The organism is Amycolatopsis roodepoortensis (assembly GCF_014873915.1).
Lineage (GTDB): Bacteria > Actinomycetota > Actinomycetes > Mycobacteriales > Pseudonocardiaceae > Amycolatopsis > Amycolatopsis roodepoortensis.
The window spans coordinates 1,490,446-1,506,266 of record NZ_JADBEJ010000005.1 but is presented as its reverse complement, the minus strand read 5'-3'; the positions used below and the strand labels follow the sequence as shown (position 1 = coordinate 1,506,266).

General features: G+C 69.3%; 13 protein-coding genes. 9 read left to right on the top strand and 4 right to left on the bottom strand.

The genetic code is table 11. The annotated features are described in order from the left end of the window. Window positions 1-35 precede the first annotated feature (35 nt). Together H4W30_RS26375 and H4W30_RS26370 are read right to left on the bottom strand one after the other, a co-directional pair. Window positions 36-2,414: a chitinase C-terminal domain-containing protein gene (locus H4W30_RS26375; protein WP_192745297.1), complete on the bottom strand. Its 2,379-nt coding sequence runs from the start codon at window positions 2,412-2,414 to the stop codon at window positions 36-38. Between the two features lie 349 nt (window positions 2,415-2,763). Further along, on the bottom strand, window positions 2,764-3,426 hold the full coding sequence (locus tag H4W30_RS26370) for a VOC family protein (RefSeq protein WP_192745296.1): 663 nt from the start codon (window positions 3,424-3,426) through the stop codon (window positions 2,764-2,766). Between the two features lie 153 nt (window positions 3,427-3,579). Here H4W30_RS26370 and H4W30_RS26365 point away from each other — a divergent pair, with 153 nt between their 5' ends. After that, window positions 3,580-4,170 carry a hypothetical protein gene (locus tag H4W30_RS26365; protein ID WP_192745295.1) on the top strand — a complete coding sequence of 197 codons (591 nt, stop codon included), beginning with the start codon at window positions 3,580-3,582 and terminating at the stop codon, window positions 4,168-4,170. A 60-nt stretch (window positions 4,171-4,230) separates the two neighbouring features. On the opposite strand, the gene H4W30_RS26360 is transcribed toward H4W30_RS26365, so the two are convergent. Then, window positions 4,231-6,309 carry a phosphocholine-specific phospholipase C gene (locus H4W30_RS26360; protein ID WP_192745294.1) on the bottom strand — a complete coding sequence of 693 codons (2,079 nt, stop codon included), beginning with the start codon at window positions 6,307-6,309 and terminating at the stop codon, window positions 4,231-4,233. A gap of 118 nt (window positions 6,310-6,427) precedes the next feature. Between H4W30_RS26360 and H4W30_RS26355 the strand changes: the two genes are divergently transcribed. The 8 genes from H4W30_RS26355 (at window position 6,428) to H4W30_RS26320 (ending at window position 15,041) form a co-directional block, all read left to right on the top strand. After that, window positions 6,428-6,931: a hypothetical protein gene (locus tag H4W30_RS26355; RefSeq protein ID WP_192745293.1), complete on the top strand. Its 504-nt coding sequence runs from the start codon at window positions 6,428-6,430 to the stop codon at window positions 6,929-6,931. Window positions 6,932-7,061: 130 nt separating this feature from the next. Further along, window positions 7,062-7,460 carry a DUF948 domain-containing protein gene (locus tag H4W30_RS26350; protein ID WP_005157207.1) on the top strand — a complete coding sequence of 133 codons (399 nt, stop codon included), beginning with the start codon at window positions 7,062-7,064 and terminating at the stop codon, window positions 7,458-7,460. Beyond that, window positions 7,457-7,765, top strand: a complete 309-nt coding sequence (locus tag H4W30_RS26345) for a hypothetical protein (protein ID WP_016333063.1) — start codon at window positions 7,457-7,459, stop codon at window positions 7,763-7,765. The genes H4W30_RS26350 and H4W30_RS26345 overlap by 4 nt, the downstream gene beginning before the upstream one ends. A gap of 91 nt (window positions 7,766-7,856) precedes the next feature. After that, window positions 7,857-10,520: an alanine--tRNA ligase gene (alaS, locus tag H4W30_RS26340; protein ID WP_192745292.1), complete on the top strand. Its 2,664-nt coding sequence runs from the start codon at window positions 7,857-7,859 to the stop codon at window positions 10,518-10,520. Next, the gene (ruvX, locus tag H4W30_RS26335; protein ID WP_034318271.1) at window positions 10,513-11,016 is read left to right on the top strand and encodes a Holliday junction resolvase RuvX; all 504 of its coding nucleotides are present in this window, start codon (window positions 10,513-10,515) and stop codon (window positions 11,014-11,016) included. Before alaS ends, ruvX begins: the two co-directional genes overlap by 8 nt. Window positions 11,017-11,363: 347 nt before the next feature. Continuing rightward, window positions 11,364-12,809, top strand: coding sequence for an endolytic transglycosylase MltG (gene mltG, locus H4W30_RS26330; protein WP_192746828.1), 1,446 nt, complete (start codon window positions 11,364-11,366; stop codon window positions 12,807-12,809). Beyond that, entirely contained in the window at window positions 12,799-13,653 is an 855-nt protein-coding gene (locus H4W30_RS26325) for a shikimate dehydrogenase (protein ID WP_192745291.1), read from the top strand. The genes mltG and H4W30_RS26325 overlap by 11 nt, the downstream gene beginning before the upstream one ends. A gap of 134 nt (window positions 13,654-13,787) precedes the next feature. Next, window positions 13,788-15,041, top strand: a complete 1,254-nt coding sequence (locus tag H4W30_RS26320) for a GrpB family protein (protein ID WP_192745290.1) — start codon at window positions 13,788-13,790, stop codon at window positions 15,039-15,041. Window positions 15,042-15,155: 114 nt separating this feature from the next. Here the strand turns inward: H4W30_RS26320 and H4W30_RS26315 are convergent, their stop codons facing one another. Then, the gene (locus H4W30_RS26315) at window positions 15,156-15,821 is read right to left on the bottom strand and encodes a TetR/AcrR family transcriptional regulator (protein ID WP_192745289.1); all 666 of its coding nucleotides are present in this window, start codon (window positions 15,819-15,821) and stop codon (window positions 15,156-15,158) included.

Genomic DNA, 15,821 nt, shown 5'->3' with positions numbered 1-15,821 from the left:
ACCACTCACGAGCCTTAACGCGCTGCCGGGGTCGGTCAGGCCGGTGCCCAGAGGGCGGGCACGTTCGGCGGCTCCCAGCCGGACAGCGACCGGTGGCCCTGGCGGCACACGTACGCCGTGCCGTTGTAGGTCACCCTGGCGCCGGTGGCGTAGTCGACACCTGGCTTCCAGGCATCGGACGGCACCGACGTGGTCGTCGTCGGGCTGGTGGTGGTCGTCCGGGTCGTCGTCGGACTGGTCGTGGTGGTCGTACCCGTCGTCGTTCCCGTGGTCGTGGTGGTCGTCGGCGGAACACCGCCGCCACGCGGGTGATCCGACGCGATCGCGTACGTCGTCCCGCCGAAGGTGAACGTGAAGTTCGACGGCGACGCGATCGGCATGTAGTAGTTCAGCCGGATCTCGACGGTGGCGCCCGGCGCGATGTTCTGCCAGGTCGGCACGGTCACCGCGACATGCTGGAAGTCTCCCTTCATCCCGCCGACGTTGGGCCCGCTGTGGCCCTTGCTCGTGACCGTCAGGCCGAAGCCCGACTGGTCGGACATGCTGCCGGGCGCGCTCGTGCCGTAGTCGAACTCGATCTTCGTCCCGCCGGGGATGGTGGTGGTCGAATTGTTGGTGATGCGCATCCGCGGGGTGATCGGGTAGTTCGCGTCGCCCAGCGCGAAGCCGGTCAGGTTCACGTTCGCGTTCAGCACCGACGACGGCGCGGGACGCGGCGACTTGGCGTTGCCGTACGGGGCGGCGCCCCGCAGGCCGTCGTTGATCTTCGTGATCAGCGTGTCGCCCATGAAGTACTGGCCCTTGGCCTGGTCGAAGGCGTAGTCGCCCGCCAGTTCCCAGATCATGATGCCGCCGATGCCCTTGTCGGCCACGTACTTGGCCTTCGTGGCGAGCGAGGCTTCGTCCTCAGTGGACAGGAACACCTTCTTGTCGTTGTTCCACAGCCACGGCGTCACCATCGTGTTGTCGTAATACCGGTTGTAGGAGCCGGAGATCCGGTCCGTAGGGTCGGTTTTCGGCGTCAGGCCGTACGCCTCCAGGTAGTCCGGGGTGATCTCGTTCTCGAGGTTCTTCGCGTGCCACATCGGGTTCGCGCCCGCGGGGACCTCGCCGCCCGCCAGGCCGAGGTCGTGCCAGAGGTTGTCGATGCCGATCGCGCCGTTGCCGCACGGCACCGTCGAACCGACGTGTGACCCGGTGCCCGGTGGACACTGTTTCTGGTCCGGTAGCGGAGCCTTGCCCCACAACCCGTTCGTCCCGCCGGACACGCCTTGCCAGCCCCGGGTGTAGAACCCGACGCCGATGTTGATCCGGCCGGCCTGCATCGCACCGCGGAAGTAGTGATAGGCCCAGTCGGTGTTGAGATAGCCCTGCCCGTCGTACTGCGGTGTCGTGTACACCTGCCAGTGCGCGAGTTCCGCGTCGTTGCCGGAGTCGTAGAGCGCGGCGTTCGGCCCGACGAACTGGTTCCACGCGCCGTGCAGGTCGTAGCTCATCATGTTGGCGTAGTCGAGATACCGCGTGACGCCGTAGACCTCTTGGCCGCGCAGCAGCCAGCCGGACGCGGGCACCGCGGCGGTCAGCAGGTAGTGCTTGCCGTCGGCGGCGCCCGCCCGGTCGAGTTTCTCGCGCAGCGTGCGCATCAGGTTCTCGTAACCCGCCCAGAGGGTGCCGCGGTTGGCCTGCGCGATCCAGTAGTCGTCCGGGTTGCCGGCGTAGTTCGCCGACGTCGCGTATTCATAGTCGATGTCCGCGCCGTTGAAACCGTAGGTGCGCAGGAATTCCACGACGGAATCCGCGAAGACGTCGATACCCGCCTGGGTCTGCGTCATCTTGTAGAACCCGCCGGAGGCGTTGCGGGTGCCGTCGGGGTTCAGGAAGCCGCCGGTCTCGGCCCAGCCGCCGATCGAGATCAGCGACTTCACGTTCGGGTGCTGCTTCTTGTACTTGGTCAGCAGGTTGAAATGTCCCTTGTAGGGCAACGACGGATCCATTTCGGCGCCGGGCACGCCCGGCCATTCCATGCCGATGGACTCGTTGGTCGCGCTCGGCGCGCCGACCGAGACCTTGTTCTGCGCGTCCACATGCGCGAACGCGTAGTTGAGGTGGGTGACCTTCGACCACGGGATGTTGTTGACCAGATAGGCCGGTGCGCCGTTCTTCCCGGTGCGCCAGCTGGTGAAGTAGCCGATCACGCGGCGGGAATGCCCTTCTCCCAGCGATTCGCGGCCCGCGGTGTCGTAGACGGTGCAGTAGGGGGTGTCGACGCCGGGTGTCCGGTACAGCCCGTCGGGACGGCAGTCCTCATGTCCCGCCGCGCTCGACGGGGACGGGGTGACGACGACGATCATGAGTCCGGCCAGCGTGACGAGCGACGCCAGCAGGGGGAGTAGTTTCCTGGTTCTCCTTGGCACGCCGAACCTCCGACAGTGGAAGATGGCCCTCGGTCCCAGCAGCTTGAGCCGCTGACCTGCCGCGCGTCAATAGGTGTAGACCAATTTCCGTCCGGTGCCGTACGGCGGAGCGTACCTGTGGTTCGTCAGGTACGGCTTCGTCGGTGGTGGCCATACTCCCGGCCACATCCCATGCGTGTTATGCCGCCGTTTCCCGTACCACGAAGGAAAACTCGTTCCCGTGGTGACAGGGACGGGCTCGGCCGGACTGTGTGGATTTTGGGTCATCCGACGCACCAAAATCCGCACAGTGAGGGATGCGGTCCGGTGGAGGGAGGCCGTCCGGCATCCCGGCCACATCCGACACGTGTTATGCCCGTGCCACGAAGGAAAACTCGTTCCCGTCGGGATCCGCCATCGCCACCGGCCCCTCGCCGGCGCCGAGCCGGGTGGCGCCGAGCGCGACCAGCCGCTCGACTTCCGGCAGGGAACCGGTCAGCACGAAACGCAGCCGGTTCGGCCCGGTCTTCGGGGTGAACGGCGGGCCGCCCCAGGTGATCTTCGGCCCGCCGTGCGGAGAGCGGATCGCCGTCTCCTGATCCTGGTCCCACACCAGCGGCCAGCCGAGCGCCTCGCTCCAGAAGTAGCCGACCTCTTGCGAACCGTCGCACGCGACGGCGCCGACGAAACCACAGTCGGCGAGGAAGTCGTTGCCCGGCCCGATGACGCAGAACTCGTTGCCTTCGGGGTCGGCGAGCACCACGTGCCCCTCCTCGGGGCGCTGGCCGACGTCGATATGCCGTCCGCCGAGTTCGAGCGCCCTGGCGACCGTCCGCTCCTGGTCTTCGGGTGACTCGCTCGTCAGGTCGAAATGCAGCTGGTTCTGGCGGGTCTTCGGTGCGTCCGACGGCAGGAAATCGAGCCGGAAACCGGTCTCGTCGTCGATTTCCGGGCCGAGGAGGCCCGTCCAGAAACGGGCGAGACGACGCGGGTCGTGCGCGGCGAAACTGAGCGCGTGCAGGGTGACGGTCATGAGCGACGCTAGGAACGACGGCGGCCTCCACGCAACCGAATAAGGCGCGTTCCCCCATGGAGTGGACCCGCGTCCATCCGGCGGGGGACGCAGGCGGGCCGGGGCGGCTGTGATCGTGGGAACCGATCGAGCGAGTGAACCCGAGGAGCCCGGATGACCGTCCACCAAGCCACCGCGACCGGGCGGCTGCGCGCCGCGTGGACCAGGGCGCACGCCCCGGTGCCCGGCGTCCCCCGCTGGGCCAAGATCGCGGCCTACGCCATCCCCTTCACCGTGCTCCCGTCCGGCCTGTGGCGGATCATGACCGTCGTCTTCGACATCGGCGGTGACGGCTCGCACGGCTCGGGTCAGCTCCCGTCGTGGTTGCCGGGGCCGGTGTACGTGATCGCGTTGTCCGTCGTCTCGGAGCTGATCGCCTTCACCGCCATCGGGCTGATCGCCGGGTGGGGAGAGGTCTTCCCGCGCTGGATTCCGCTACTCGGCGGCCGCCGGGTGCCGCCGCTCGCCGCGGTCGTGCCCGCCGCTCTCGGCGCCGCGGTCCTGACCGTCCTGTGGACCGCCGCCGTCGTCACCGAGATGTCCGGGATCACCCTCCAAGGCGATCCCCTTCCGGCCGACTACCCCACGAAGACACTGCACGGCTGGAAACTCGCCTTCTTCGAACTCACCTACGCCCCGCTCCTGCTCTGGGGGCCGCTGCTGGCGGCAGTCTGCTTCGCGTACTGGCGGAGGCGCCGGCCGTGAGTCCGTGAAGGCCCTCCTTCCCTACTCTCAGGGTAGGGAAGGAGGGCCTTCACGGAACGATCAGCAGGAGACGCCGGTCCGCCCGTTCTCCACCCGCGCGGTCAGCGTCCGCAGGAACGACGGATCGCCGTCCGCGGTGACCTTCACGTCGTACCAGCCGCCCGAAACCGGCCAGTCCACCGTGACCGAACGCCCGGCCCCGACCCGCACGACGCGCGTGAACCGTGAAGACGACAGCCGCAGCGTCAGCGCCGAAGCGCCCGAGTTGGACAGCTTGAACTCGACACCCGAGCGCCACGTGAGGAACCGCGTCCGGACGTCGACACCCGCGGCGGCCCCGCGACGGTCACCGCGGAACTCCCACCACGACCGGTTCGGCCCCTGGACGACGACGCGGTATTCGTCACCGGCCAGCCGGACGAGCTCCGGCGCCTCGCCGCGGACGTCGCGGTGCGCGGGCTCGGGGAATTCGCCCTTGTACGGGTACAGCGCGAAATGCGCCGACGACGAGCCGCTGTTGGCCAGCGAAAGCGCCAGGTTCCCCGACTTGTCCACCGCGCCGGAGACCGACACCTGGTACGGCAGGGGACGGGACGGCCGGTTCCCGGGCTCGGCCACGGGCAGGCTCTGCTCCGCCGGGGCGGACGGCCGCCAGCGGCTGATCGGCGCGGGCACCGGGCCGGGCCGGTTCACCCGCGGCTGACGCCCGGCGCGCGAGAAGTCGAAGGCGCCGGTGAGGTCGCCCGCGACGGTCCGCCGCCATTTGCTGATGTTCGGCTCGGCGATCCCGGTCCAGCGTTCGAGGAACCGCAGCACCGACGTGTGGTCGTACACGGTGGAGTCGACGTGGCCGCCGATCGACCACGGCGAGACGACCGTCATCGGCACGCGCGGGCCGAAACCGAGCGGCTGGCCGTTGAAGTGGTCGGCGTCGTTGGCCGCGTTCCCCGGCGGCATCGGCGGCGGGACGTGGTCGAAGTAGCCGTCGTTCTCGTCGAAGTTGATCAGCAGCACCGTCTTGGACCACGTCTCGCGGTCGGACGCCAGCGCGTCGAGCACGCGGTAGATCAGGTTCGCGCTGCCGACCGGGGTGGACGCGCCGGGGTGCTCGGAGTCCTTCGCGGACGGCACCAGCCAGCTGACTGCGGGCAGGCGCCGCGCCTGGATGTCCGCCTTCAGCCGGGTCACCAGCGTCTCCGGCTCGCTGCGGTACATGGCCTTCTGGAACAGGTTCCGCTCGGCGGGCGTCAGTTTCGCGACCCCGGCGTCGAACTGCGCCAGCAGTTTGGTGCGCTCTTCGGGCGTCTTCTTGAGCAGGTTGTCGTAGAACTCTTCGGTGGTGCGGAACTTCTCCTCGACCGAAGCCAGGATCTTCGTGCCGACCTTCTTGAACGGCACGAAGTACTCGACCGCGTTGTCGGTGAAGTTGTCCCACTCCTGGTAGATCTGCCACGGCACCCCGGCGGCCTCCAGGCGCTCCGGGTACGTCGTCCAGTCGTAGCCCTTGTGGTCGTAGGAGTACGCCGCGTTCGTGACCGCGCGGTTCGTCGTGCTGCCCGGTTCGAACCCGGTGGTCCCGGTCCACAGGAAGTTCCGGTTCGGGTTGGTGGAGCCGAAGACCGAGCAGTGGTAGGCGTCGCAGATGGTGAACGTGTCCGCGAGTTCGTACTGGAGCGCGATGTCGCGGCGCTCGTAGTAGGTCATCGTGGCCGGCGTCTTCGCCGCGATCCAGCCGTTGTTCCAGCCGCGCGCCCACGCCTTGCCGCTGCCGTTCCAGCTGTGGTCGAGGTCGCCGAGGTACTGGATGTCGTCCGCTTTCCGCCCGGCGAGCTCGGCCGCCTTGCGCACCGAGAACGGCAGCACCGTGCCACCCGCCGGATTCGGCTGCTCGAACACCGACGTCCCCGACGGGAGTTCGAGCGGACGCGTGTCGGAGAAGCCCCGGACCCCGCGCAGGCTGCCGTAGTAGTGGTCGAACGACCGGTTCTCCTGCATCAGCACGATCACGTGCTCGATGGCGTCGAGCCCGCCCCGGCGCATGGGTTCGGCCATGGCGGCGTGCACGGACGGCGGGAGGAGAGTGGTGGCGGCCGCGGCGCCGGTGGCGCCCAGCAACGTACGGCGTGACAGTTCAGGCATGCCGGAACCTTGACCCAGTAACATGAACGTCACAAGAACCGAACGGGTCGACTCGGCGTCGGTCGCCGGAGGTCCGTGGTTCCCTGGCAGCACGACGAAACGACGGCGGGGAGGCCTCGTGAGATCGATGTTCGCCGACCCCGGCGGCCGTCGCCGGATCTTCGTCCGCCGGGCCGCGATCAGCGCCGGTGCCGCCGCCGGTTACGGGGTCCTCCTCCTGGTCGCGTTCTCCGGCGTGCCGGATCTGCCCAGCGCGCTGGAGCTCCGGCCGTTCCCCACACCACAGGTGCCGCCCCCGCCGCCCGCGACGGCGCCGCCCACCGTGACACCGCCCAGCACGCCGCCGTCCATCACGCCGCCGTCCGCCACTACGCCGGACGGACCGGCTCGGACGGCTTCGCCGCCGGTATCGCGGGGAACGGCCGAGCCGGTTCACGAAACGCCGCCCACGAGCGCCGGGCCGCCTCCGGCCCAGATCCCGGCTTCGCGTGCGACGCCTGAAACGCCTGAGACGCGGGCCCCCGCCACCTCCCCGCAGCAGGGCAACGACCGCCGCAACGGCCGCGCGCCCGAAGACCCGCACAAGCACGCGAAGACCACGCCGCCCAAGAGCGGGCGCTGAGGTCCGATTCCCGCCCGCCGGTCGTGAGGTCACTGCGCTGAGTGACCGTTCGGCGGGGTGACACCGCTGAACGGGCGCCTGCGCGGTAACCTCACGGGCACCAAAGACCGCAGACCCTTGAGGAGGGCCCGTGTCGGCAGGGCAGATCGCCGCGCTGATCGCCGCAGGAGCATTCGTCGTACTCGTCGTGCTGCTGGCGATCGTGCTGTTCAAGCTCGGCCGGACCCTGGACGAGGCCACGATCGCCATCCGCAAGGCGCACGAGAACACCGACCCGCTGCTGATCGGCGCGAACGAGACGATCACGCACGTCAACACGCAGCTGGAGCGGGTCGACGGCATCACCGCCAACGCGCAGGCCGTGTCCGGCAACGTGTCCGCGCTGTCGTCGGTGTTCACCGCGACGCTCGGCGGGCCGCTGGTGAAGACGGCCGCCCTGTCCTACGGCCTCAGCAAGGCCATCAAGGCCCGCCGGAAGAAGGCGGAAGCGAAAGCCGCTCGTCCGGCGAAGAAGCGGGGCCGCAAATGAAGCGCCTGTTCTGGCTCGGCGTCGGCGTGGTCGCCGGCGTCGCCCTGTCACGCAAAGCGACGGAAACCGCTCGCCAGGCCACGCCCGCGGGGTTAGCCTCGAACCTGGGCGACGCCGTGCGGGAACTCGCGGGCGCCGTCGGTTCGTTCGGCGCGGAGGTCCGCGCCGGGATGAGCGAACGGGAACAGGAGTTGCACGACATGGTGTCCGAACGGACCGGCTTGAGCACGGCCCCCGTGACCGAGGGCAGGCACGCGGCGTCGTCGCGGCGCCCGGTCCGGCGAGCTCGCCGGGCGGAGGGCTGATCCGGCCGCGTCCGGAAGCCCAGCCCTTCGCCGTTCCCGTCTGTCCGCATTCCCAGCGCCTTCGCGCGAGCCCGTATACAAGGACGATCCCGTGGAAACACACGAAATCACCCAGCGTTTTCTGAGCCATTTCGAGAACAAGGGACATACGCGCGTCCCCAGCGCGCCGCTGATCCTCGACGACCCGAACCTGCTGTTCGTCAACGCCGGCATGGTCCAGTTCAAGCCGTACTTCCTCGGCGAGGCCCCGCCGCCGTACCCGCGCGCGACCAGCGTCCAGAAATGCGTCCGCACGCCGGACATCGACGAGGTCGGCAAGACCACCCGGCACAACACCTTCTTCCAGATGGCCGGGAACTTCTCCTTCGGCGACTACTTCAAGGAAGGCGCCATCGAGGCGGCCTGGGAGCTGATCACCACGCCCCAGAGCGACGGCGGCTACGGCCTCGACCCGAACCGTATCTGGGCGACCGTCTACGAGGACGACTCCGAGGCCGCGGGCCTGTGGAAGAAGCTCACCGGCCTGCCCGGCGAGCGCATCCAGTCCCGTGACGGCAAGGACAACTACTGGGACATGGGCGTGCCCGGTCCCGGCGGCCCGTGCTCGGAGATCTACTACGACCGCGGCCCGGACTACGGCCGCGAGGGCGGCCCGGTCGCCGACGAGGACCGCTACATCGAGATCTGGAACCTCGTCTTCATGCAGGACGTGCGGGGCGACAAGAGCCCGAAGCACGGCCACAAGCCGATCGGTGAGCTGCCGAAGAAGAACATCGACACCGGCATGGGTGTCGAGCGCGTCGCGACGATCCTGCAGGGCGTCGAGAACGTCTACGAGACCGACCTCGTCCGCCCGGTGATCGGCCGCGCCGAGGAGTTCTCCGGCCGCCGCTACGGCTCCGACCACACCGACGACGTCCGCTTCCGCGTCATCGCCGACCACGCCCGCACCGGCGTCCTGCTCATCGGTGACGGCGTCACCCCGGGCAACGACGGCCGCGGCTACGTGCTGCGCCGCCTGCTGCGCCGCATCATCCGCTCCGCGCGCCTGCTCGGCGTGCACGAGCCGGTGCTGCCCGCCTTCGCCGCGGTCGTCCGCGACACCATGGGCCCGACGTACCCCGAGCTGGTCTCCGGCTTCGACCGCATCGAGGACGTCGTGCGCGTCGAGGAGGAGGCCTTCCTCTCCACGCTCACCAGCGGCTCGCGCATCTTCGACCTCGCGGCCGAGGAGACCAAGCGCGCCGGCGGCTCGCTGCTGGCCGGGGACAAGGCGTTCCAGCTGCACGACACCTACGGCTTCCCGATCGACCTGACCCTGGAGATGGCGTCCGAGCAGGGCCTGACCGTCGACGAAGAGGGCTTCCGCACGCTCATGAACGAGCAGCGGCAGCGGGCGAAGGCCGACGCGGCGTCGCGCAAGACCGGCCACGGCGACCTGTCCGAGTACCGCAAGGTGCTGGAGCAGAACGGCGAGACCGAGTTCCTCGGCTACACCGACCTGCAGGCCGAGGCGAAGGTCGTCGCGCTGCTGGAGGACGGCGTCCCGGTGCGCAGTGTCGGCGCGGGCAAGAAGGCGGAGCTGGTCCTGGACCGCACGCCGTTCTACGCCGAGAGCGGTGGCCAGGTCGCCGACACCGGCGTGCTGCTCGGCGACGGCGTGGAGCTCAAGGTCCACGACGTGCAGAAGATCGTGCCGGGCCTGTTCGTGCACCGCGTCGAGGTGACCGAGGGCGAGGTCGGCATCGGCGGCACGCTGACCGGTTCGGTCGACCAGCACCGCCGCCTGTCGATCGAGCGGTCGCACTCCGCGACGCACCTGGTGCACGCCGCCGTGCGCGGCGCGTACGGCAAGCGTGCGGCGCAGGCCGGTTCGCTGAACTCGCCGGGCCGGATGCGCTTCGACTTCACCACCTCCGGCGGCGTGTCGGCCGACGTGCTGACCGAGGTCGAGGAGGAGGTCAACGACTACCTCCAGACCAACGTCGAGGTGAACACCTTCGTCACCACGAAGGACAAGGCCCTCGAACTGGGCGCGGTCGCGCTGTTCGGCGAGAAGTACGGCAACGACGTCCGCGTCGTCGACATGGGCGAGTACTCCCGCGAACTCTGCGGTGGCACCCACGTCGACCGCATCGGCCAGCTCGGCCTGGTGAAGCTGGTGGGCGACTCGTCCATCGGTTCCGGCGTGCACCGCGTCGAGGCGCTCGTCGGCACGGACGCGCTCAAGTACGTCCGCAAGGAGCAGCTGCTCGTCTCGCAGCTCGCGAACACCTTCAAGGTGCCGTCGGAGCAGCTGCCGTCGCGCATCGACGACGTGCTCACCCGGCTCAAGAACGCCGAGAAGGAGATCGAGCAGCTGCGCACCCAGCAGGTGCTCGGTTCGGCGGGCTCGCTCGCGGACAAGGCCGAGGACATCGGCGGCGTCGCGGTCGTCGCGGAGAAGCTCGGCGAGGGCGTCGACTCGAACGGCCTGCGCGCGCTGGCTTCGGACATCCGCGGCAGGCTCGGCAACCGTCCCGGCATCGTCGCGCTGTTCGCCCCGCAGGGCGAGAAGGTCGCCTTTGTCGTCGCCACCACGAAAGCGGCCCAGGAGAAGGGCATCGCGGCGGGCAAGCTGGTCCCGTCGTTCGCCGAGGCGATCGGCGGCCGTGGCGGCGGCAAGCCGGACATGGCGCAGGGCGGGGGCACCAACCCGGCCGGGGCCGAGCAGGCCATCGCCTCCCTGCGCGCGGCGGTCGCCCAAGTTGGCTGACGACGCCCCCCAGCGGCGCCCGGATCGGCCAGGGGAGTCCGATCCGGGGCGTGGCAGGCGGCTTGGCGTGGATGTCGGATCCGTCCGGGTCGGGGTCGCGTTGAGCGATCCCGACCCCATCCTCGCGAGCCCTCTCGTTACCCTCACTCGCGACGCGGCGGGCGACAAGGACGTCGACCTGCTCGTCGGACTCGTCACGGAACACGACGTGGTCGAGGTCGTCGTCGGCTTGCCGAGGACGCTCAAGGACCGTCATGGCCCGGCGGCCGAAGCGGCGCTGGACTATGCCGAAAAGGTCGCCGCCAGGATCGCTCCGGTGCCGGTGCGACTGGCCGACGAGCGGTTGACCACGGTGACGGCATCCAGGATGCTGTCGCAGCGTGGGGTGAAGGGACGTAAGCAACGTGCCGTCGTCGATCAGGCGGCCGCGGTCGAGATCCTGCAGGCGTGGATCGACGCGGTAGCGGCACATCGCGCACGGAAGGGCGATACATGACCGAGCCCCACGGCCGGCCCGAGCGCCGTCAGGGCGGTAGACGACGGTTGCGGGAGCCTGAGGAGGCCAGCCCGCCACCGGCACCGCCGCGTCGACGGCCCGAACCCCAGCCGACGGGACGACGGCCCGTCCGGCGGGAACCGCTCGAGGCGCCGCCCGTCCGGCGTCCGGCGGAGGAGCCGCCGCGTGCCCGCCGGTCGCCGGAAGAGCCGCCGCCGCGTGCCCGGCGCGCCGCCGACGAGCCGCCGCGTCCGGCCGCACCTAGGCGAGCCCCGGAACCCGCGGCCCCGCCACCACCTCCCGCGCCGCAGCGGCGGTCCGCCCAGCCGGGTGACCGGGGTCTCGGCATGCCCGCCTACGCCCAGGACGAGGCACCCCGCCCCGGCCGCCGCAGGCGCCGCGAGGACGACGGCCCGCTCCCGGACGAGCGGCCGACCGACATCCTCCCCGCGATCCAGGAGGCGCCCATCGCCCGGCGTCCCGGCGCGAAACCCGGTTCGCCGCCCGAGGGCAGCGAAGAGGAATACAACGAGATCTTCGGCGACGACGCGTACGACGACTATGACGAGTACGACGACTACGAGGATTACGACGAGTTCGAGGACGAAGACCGGGCCGAGCCCGAACGCATCGAGGACGAGCGCCCGGAACGTCAAGGGCCGCCGCCCAAGAAGCGAAAGAAGAAACGCGCGCTGGGCTGGATCGCCGCGGTGACCGTGCTCGTCCTGCTCGCCGGTGGCGCCTACTACGGCTTCACCGAGATCTTCGGGTACGACGACTACGAAGGCGCCGGCGAGAGCGACGTCCTCGTCCAGGTGGAAAAGGGCGACTCGACGTCGGCGATCGGCAACCGGCTCCAAGCGGCCGGAGTGGTCGCCAGCGGCAAGGCGTTCGTGAAGGCGGGCGAGGACAACGCCGCCGTCTCGAAGCTCCAGCAGGGCTACTACGTCATGAAGACGAAGATGTCCGGTGCCAGCGCGGTCGAGAAGATGCTCGCTCCCGCGACGAAGGTCGGCCAGGTCGAGATCCGGCCGTACACCCAGTTCCACGACATCACCCAGCCAGACGGCAAGGTGACACCGGGGGTGTATTCGTTGCTGTCCAAGGCTTCCTGCGCCGACCTGAACGGCAAGAGCACCTGTATCCCGGTCGAGGAACTGCGCAAGACGATCGAGACCGCGGATCTGGCGAAGCTGGGCGTTCCGTCGTGGGCCGTCGAGGCCGCCACGAACGCCGAGCACAAGGACCGGCGGCTCGAAGGGCTGATCGCCGCGGGCATCTACAACATCAAGCCCGGCTGGAGTGCCGAAGAGCTGCTGACGTTCGTCGTCAAGACCTCGGCGGAGCGCATCCTGAACGCCGGGCTGAGCGATCAGTCGAAGGGGGAGGGCAAGACCCCCTACGAGACGCTCGTCATCGCGTCGATCATCGAACGCGAGGCGGTGAAGGCCGACTTCGGGAAGATCTCGCGGGTCATCTACAACCGGATCGACAAGAAGATGCGGCTCGAGATGGACTCGACGGTCAACTACGTCCTCGACCGGCCGACCCTGCTCACCAAACCCGAAGAACGGGAAAAAGCGGGCGCCTACAACACCTACAAGTCGGTCGGCCTGACCCCGACACCGATCGCGGTCGTGAGCGCGGAGGCGATCCAGGCCGCGTTGAAGCCGGCGGCCGGCGAGTGGCTGTTCTTCGTCAAGTGCGAGAAGAACGGGCTTTCCTGCTTCGCGGTGAACTTCGACGACCACCGGAAGAACCGAGACGACGCGGTGAGGCGAGGTGTCATCTAGCCGGAAGGCCGCGGTACTCGGGAAACCGGTCGAACACTCGCTCTCGCCCGTGCTGCACGGCGCCGCCTTCCGCGCGCTGGGGCTGGACGGCTGGACCTACGAGCGGGTCGAGATGGACGGTCCCGGGCTGCCCGCGTTCGTCGACGGCCTCGGTCCGGAGTGGACCGGCCTTTCGGTGACCATGCCAGGGAAACGGGCCGCGCTGGAGCACGCCGACGAGGTCACGCCGCGCGCGGCGGCCGTCGGCGCGGCGAACACGCTGGTGCGCCGGGAAACCGGCTGGCTCGCCGACTGCACCGACGTCGACGGGGTCACCGAGGCGCTGCGGATCGCGGGGGAGTACTCGCCCGGTGCGGACGACGCCGCCGTCGTTCTCGGCGCGGGTGGGACCGCCGCCGCGGCCGTCGTCGGGCTGGCGTCGCTCGGCGTGCCAACGGTGCGGCTCGTCGTGCGGGATCCCGCACGGGCGGCGGAAACGGTCGAGGCGGCTCAGCGGGCCGGGCTCGACGCCGAGGTCCTCCGCTGGGCGGACGCCGACTTCGGGAAACTCGCGGCCGATTCGGCGGTACTGGTGAACACCGTGCCCCCGGACGCCGTCCGGCCGCAGTTGGCGGAGCTGTCCCGGATCGGCTGCGTCCTCGACGTCATCTACCACCCTTGGCCGACCGCGCTCGCCGAAGCGGTCGCGGAGCGGGGAGGGCGGCTCGCGACCGGTCTGGACATGTTGCTGCATCAGGCCTTCGGGCAGTCCGAGTACTTCACCGGACAACCGGCGCCGCGGGCCGAGATGCGGGACGCGCTGCGCGAGGCGACCGGCGGCATCCTTTCTCTGCCGATCGGCTGACAAGATCGCCCGGGTTCGATAATCTGGCCGACTGCCTCGAGAGGGGCGTCGCGGCGGTCGGACGGCCTCCCCGCGCAGTCCCTCCTCAAACGCGCAGAACACGCGAAGAGCGCCGAGGAAGGATCAAGGGGTCGATGCCTAAACCCGATCGAGACGACTACACCGAAGAAGACATCAACAACTCGTGGGTCGATCAGCCTCCGGTACTGAATTCCACCGTCACGCTGGCCGAATACGACCCGGAGTGGCCCGAGCTGTTCGACCGGGAAGCGAAGCGCATCAGGGGGATCCTGGGGGAGCGCGCGCTGGTCCTGGAACACGTCGGTTCCACGTCGGTGCCGGGGCTCTGCGCGAAACCGATCATCGACATCATGCTGATCGTCGACGATTCGGACGACGAGGACGCCTACGTGCCGCAGCTGGAGGCCGAGGGCTACAAACTCGTCATCCGTGAGCCGGAGTGGGAGAAGCACCGCTGCTTCAAAGGCCCGGACACCAACATCAACCTGCACGTCTACTCGCCGGACAACGGCCAGACCGAGCGCTACCGGCTCTTCCGTGACCGCCTGATCGCGCACGAGGACGAGCGGAAGCTCTACGAGGACAGGAAACGCGAACTGGCGTCGCGCACCTGGAAGTACATCCAGCAGTACGCCGACGCCAAATCCGAGGTCGTCGACGCGATCATCGAACGGGCGCGCGCCGCCCAGTACGACGGCTTCGCGCGGCTCTACGCGGCGCACGCCGAAACCAGCAGCACCAACGCCCACTACGACCGGCCCGCCATCGTGGAACTGGCCGGAGACGTGGCGGGCAAACGGGTGCTGGACGTCGGCAGCGCCGCAGGACACCTCAGCGCCCTGCTCGCCGCCAAGGGCGCGGACGTCCTCGGCGTCGACGCCAGCGAGGGCATGGTCGCCGTGGCCAGGGAGAAGTTCGGGGAGGTCGCTCGCTTCGAGACCGCGGACGTCTCGCGGCCGATGCCGTTCCTCGAGGACGGCTCGATCGACGTCGTCACGGCCTCACTGGTGCTGCACTACCTGAAGGACTGGGCGCCGGCGCTGGCGGAGTTCCGGCGGGTGCTCAAACCGGGCGGGCTCCTGGTGTTCTCGGTGCACCATCCCGGTGAGGACTGGCGCTGGTTCGAGAAGCGGAACTACTTCCAGCTCGAACTGCTGGAGGACGAGTTCCCGCCGGGGCAGAAGGTCCGGTTCTACCGGCGGCCGCTGAGCTGGACGTTCGACGCGGTACGGGACGCCGGTTTCGCCGTCGACCGGCTGGTCGAACCGATGCCGGTCGAGACGATCGCCGAATCGGACCCGAAGTGGTACGCGAAACTGCGGACCGAGCCGCGGTTCCTGTACTTCCGGACCGTCCGGGAACCTTGATGTGGCCCGCGTGAAGGCCCCCTTCCCTCGGCTCAGCCGAGGGAAGGGGGCCTTCACGCGCTCGAATCGTCCGGGAGTCCTCCACGGCCCGCGTTCGCTTCAGTGACCCGCCACTCAGCCGTCGTCCCGCTTCGAGAGGTCCCGGATCAGCGAAACGATCTCCCGGCTCACCGGCCTCAGCACCCGCAGCCGCGAAAGCCCCACCAGCCGCGCGATCAGCGGGACCGTCCGTTCCACCAGGATCCGGCTGCGTTTCTGCCCGGCGGACCGGTCGTGGACCCAGAACAGCACGACCCCCATCTGGTACAGCCACAGCAGATCGGGCAGGTCGTCCCGCAGGTCCGGGTCGAGTTTGACGTCGGAGTCGGCGATGACGTCGCGCATCAGGCCGACGGAGGCGTCCCGGGCTGGCGAGGACTCCTCGCTGAACGGGCTCAGCGGTGAGTCCGGGTCGGCGGCGTTGACGAAGAGCTGGGTGCCGAAGCGGTGGTACGGCTCTGCGACGTCGAGCCAGGTGAGCAGGACGGTCCTGAGCCGGGCGCTGAAGTCCCGCTCACCTGCGATCGTCTCGCGCGCGGTGGTCAGGTGCGCGTTGGCGATCTCGTCGTAGAAACCTTGGATCAGCTGGTCTTTGGAGGCGAAGTAGTAGTAGGCGTTCCCGACCGACACGCCCGCTTCGGCGGCGATGGCCCGCATGGTCGTGCGGTCGTAGCCGTTCTCGGCGAACAACCGCAACGCGGTCGCCACGATCAGTGACTTGGTTTCCTCACTCTTCGCCAC

Excerpts from the sequence above, each read along its gene's own strand:
- H4W30_RS26320 (WP_192745290.1), top strand. The coding sequence starts at position 13,788 with ATGCCTAAACCCGATCGAGACGACTACACCGAAGAAGACATCAACAAC.
- H4W30_RS26370 (WP_192745296.1), bottom strand. The coding sequence starts at position 3,426 with ATGACCGTCACCCTGCACGCGCTCAGTTTCGCCGCGCACGACCCGCGT.
- H4W30_RS26360 (WP_192745294.1), bottom strand. The coding sequence starts at position 6,309 with ATGCCTGAACTGTCACGCCGTACGTTGCTGGGCGCCACCGGCGCCGCG.
- H4W30_RS26345 (WP_016333063.1), top strand. The coding sequence starts at position 7,457 with ATGAAGCGCCTGTTCTGGCTCGGCGTCGGCGTGGTCGCCGGCGTCGCC.
- H4W30_RS26365 (WP_192745295.1), top strand. The coding sequence starts at position 3,580 with ATGACCGTCCACCAAGCCACCGCGACCGGGCGGCTGCGCGCCGCGTGG.
- mltG (WP_192746828.1), top strand. The coding sequence starts at position 11,364 with ATGCCCGCCTACGCCCAGGACGAGGCACCCCGCCCCGGCCGCCGCAGG.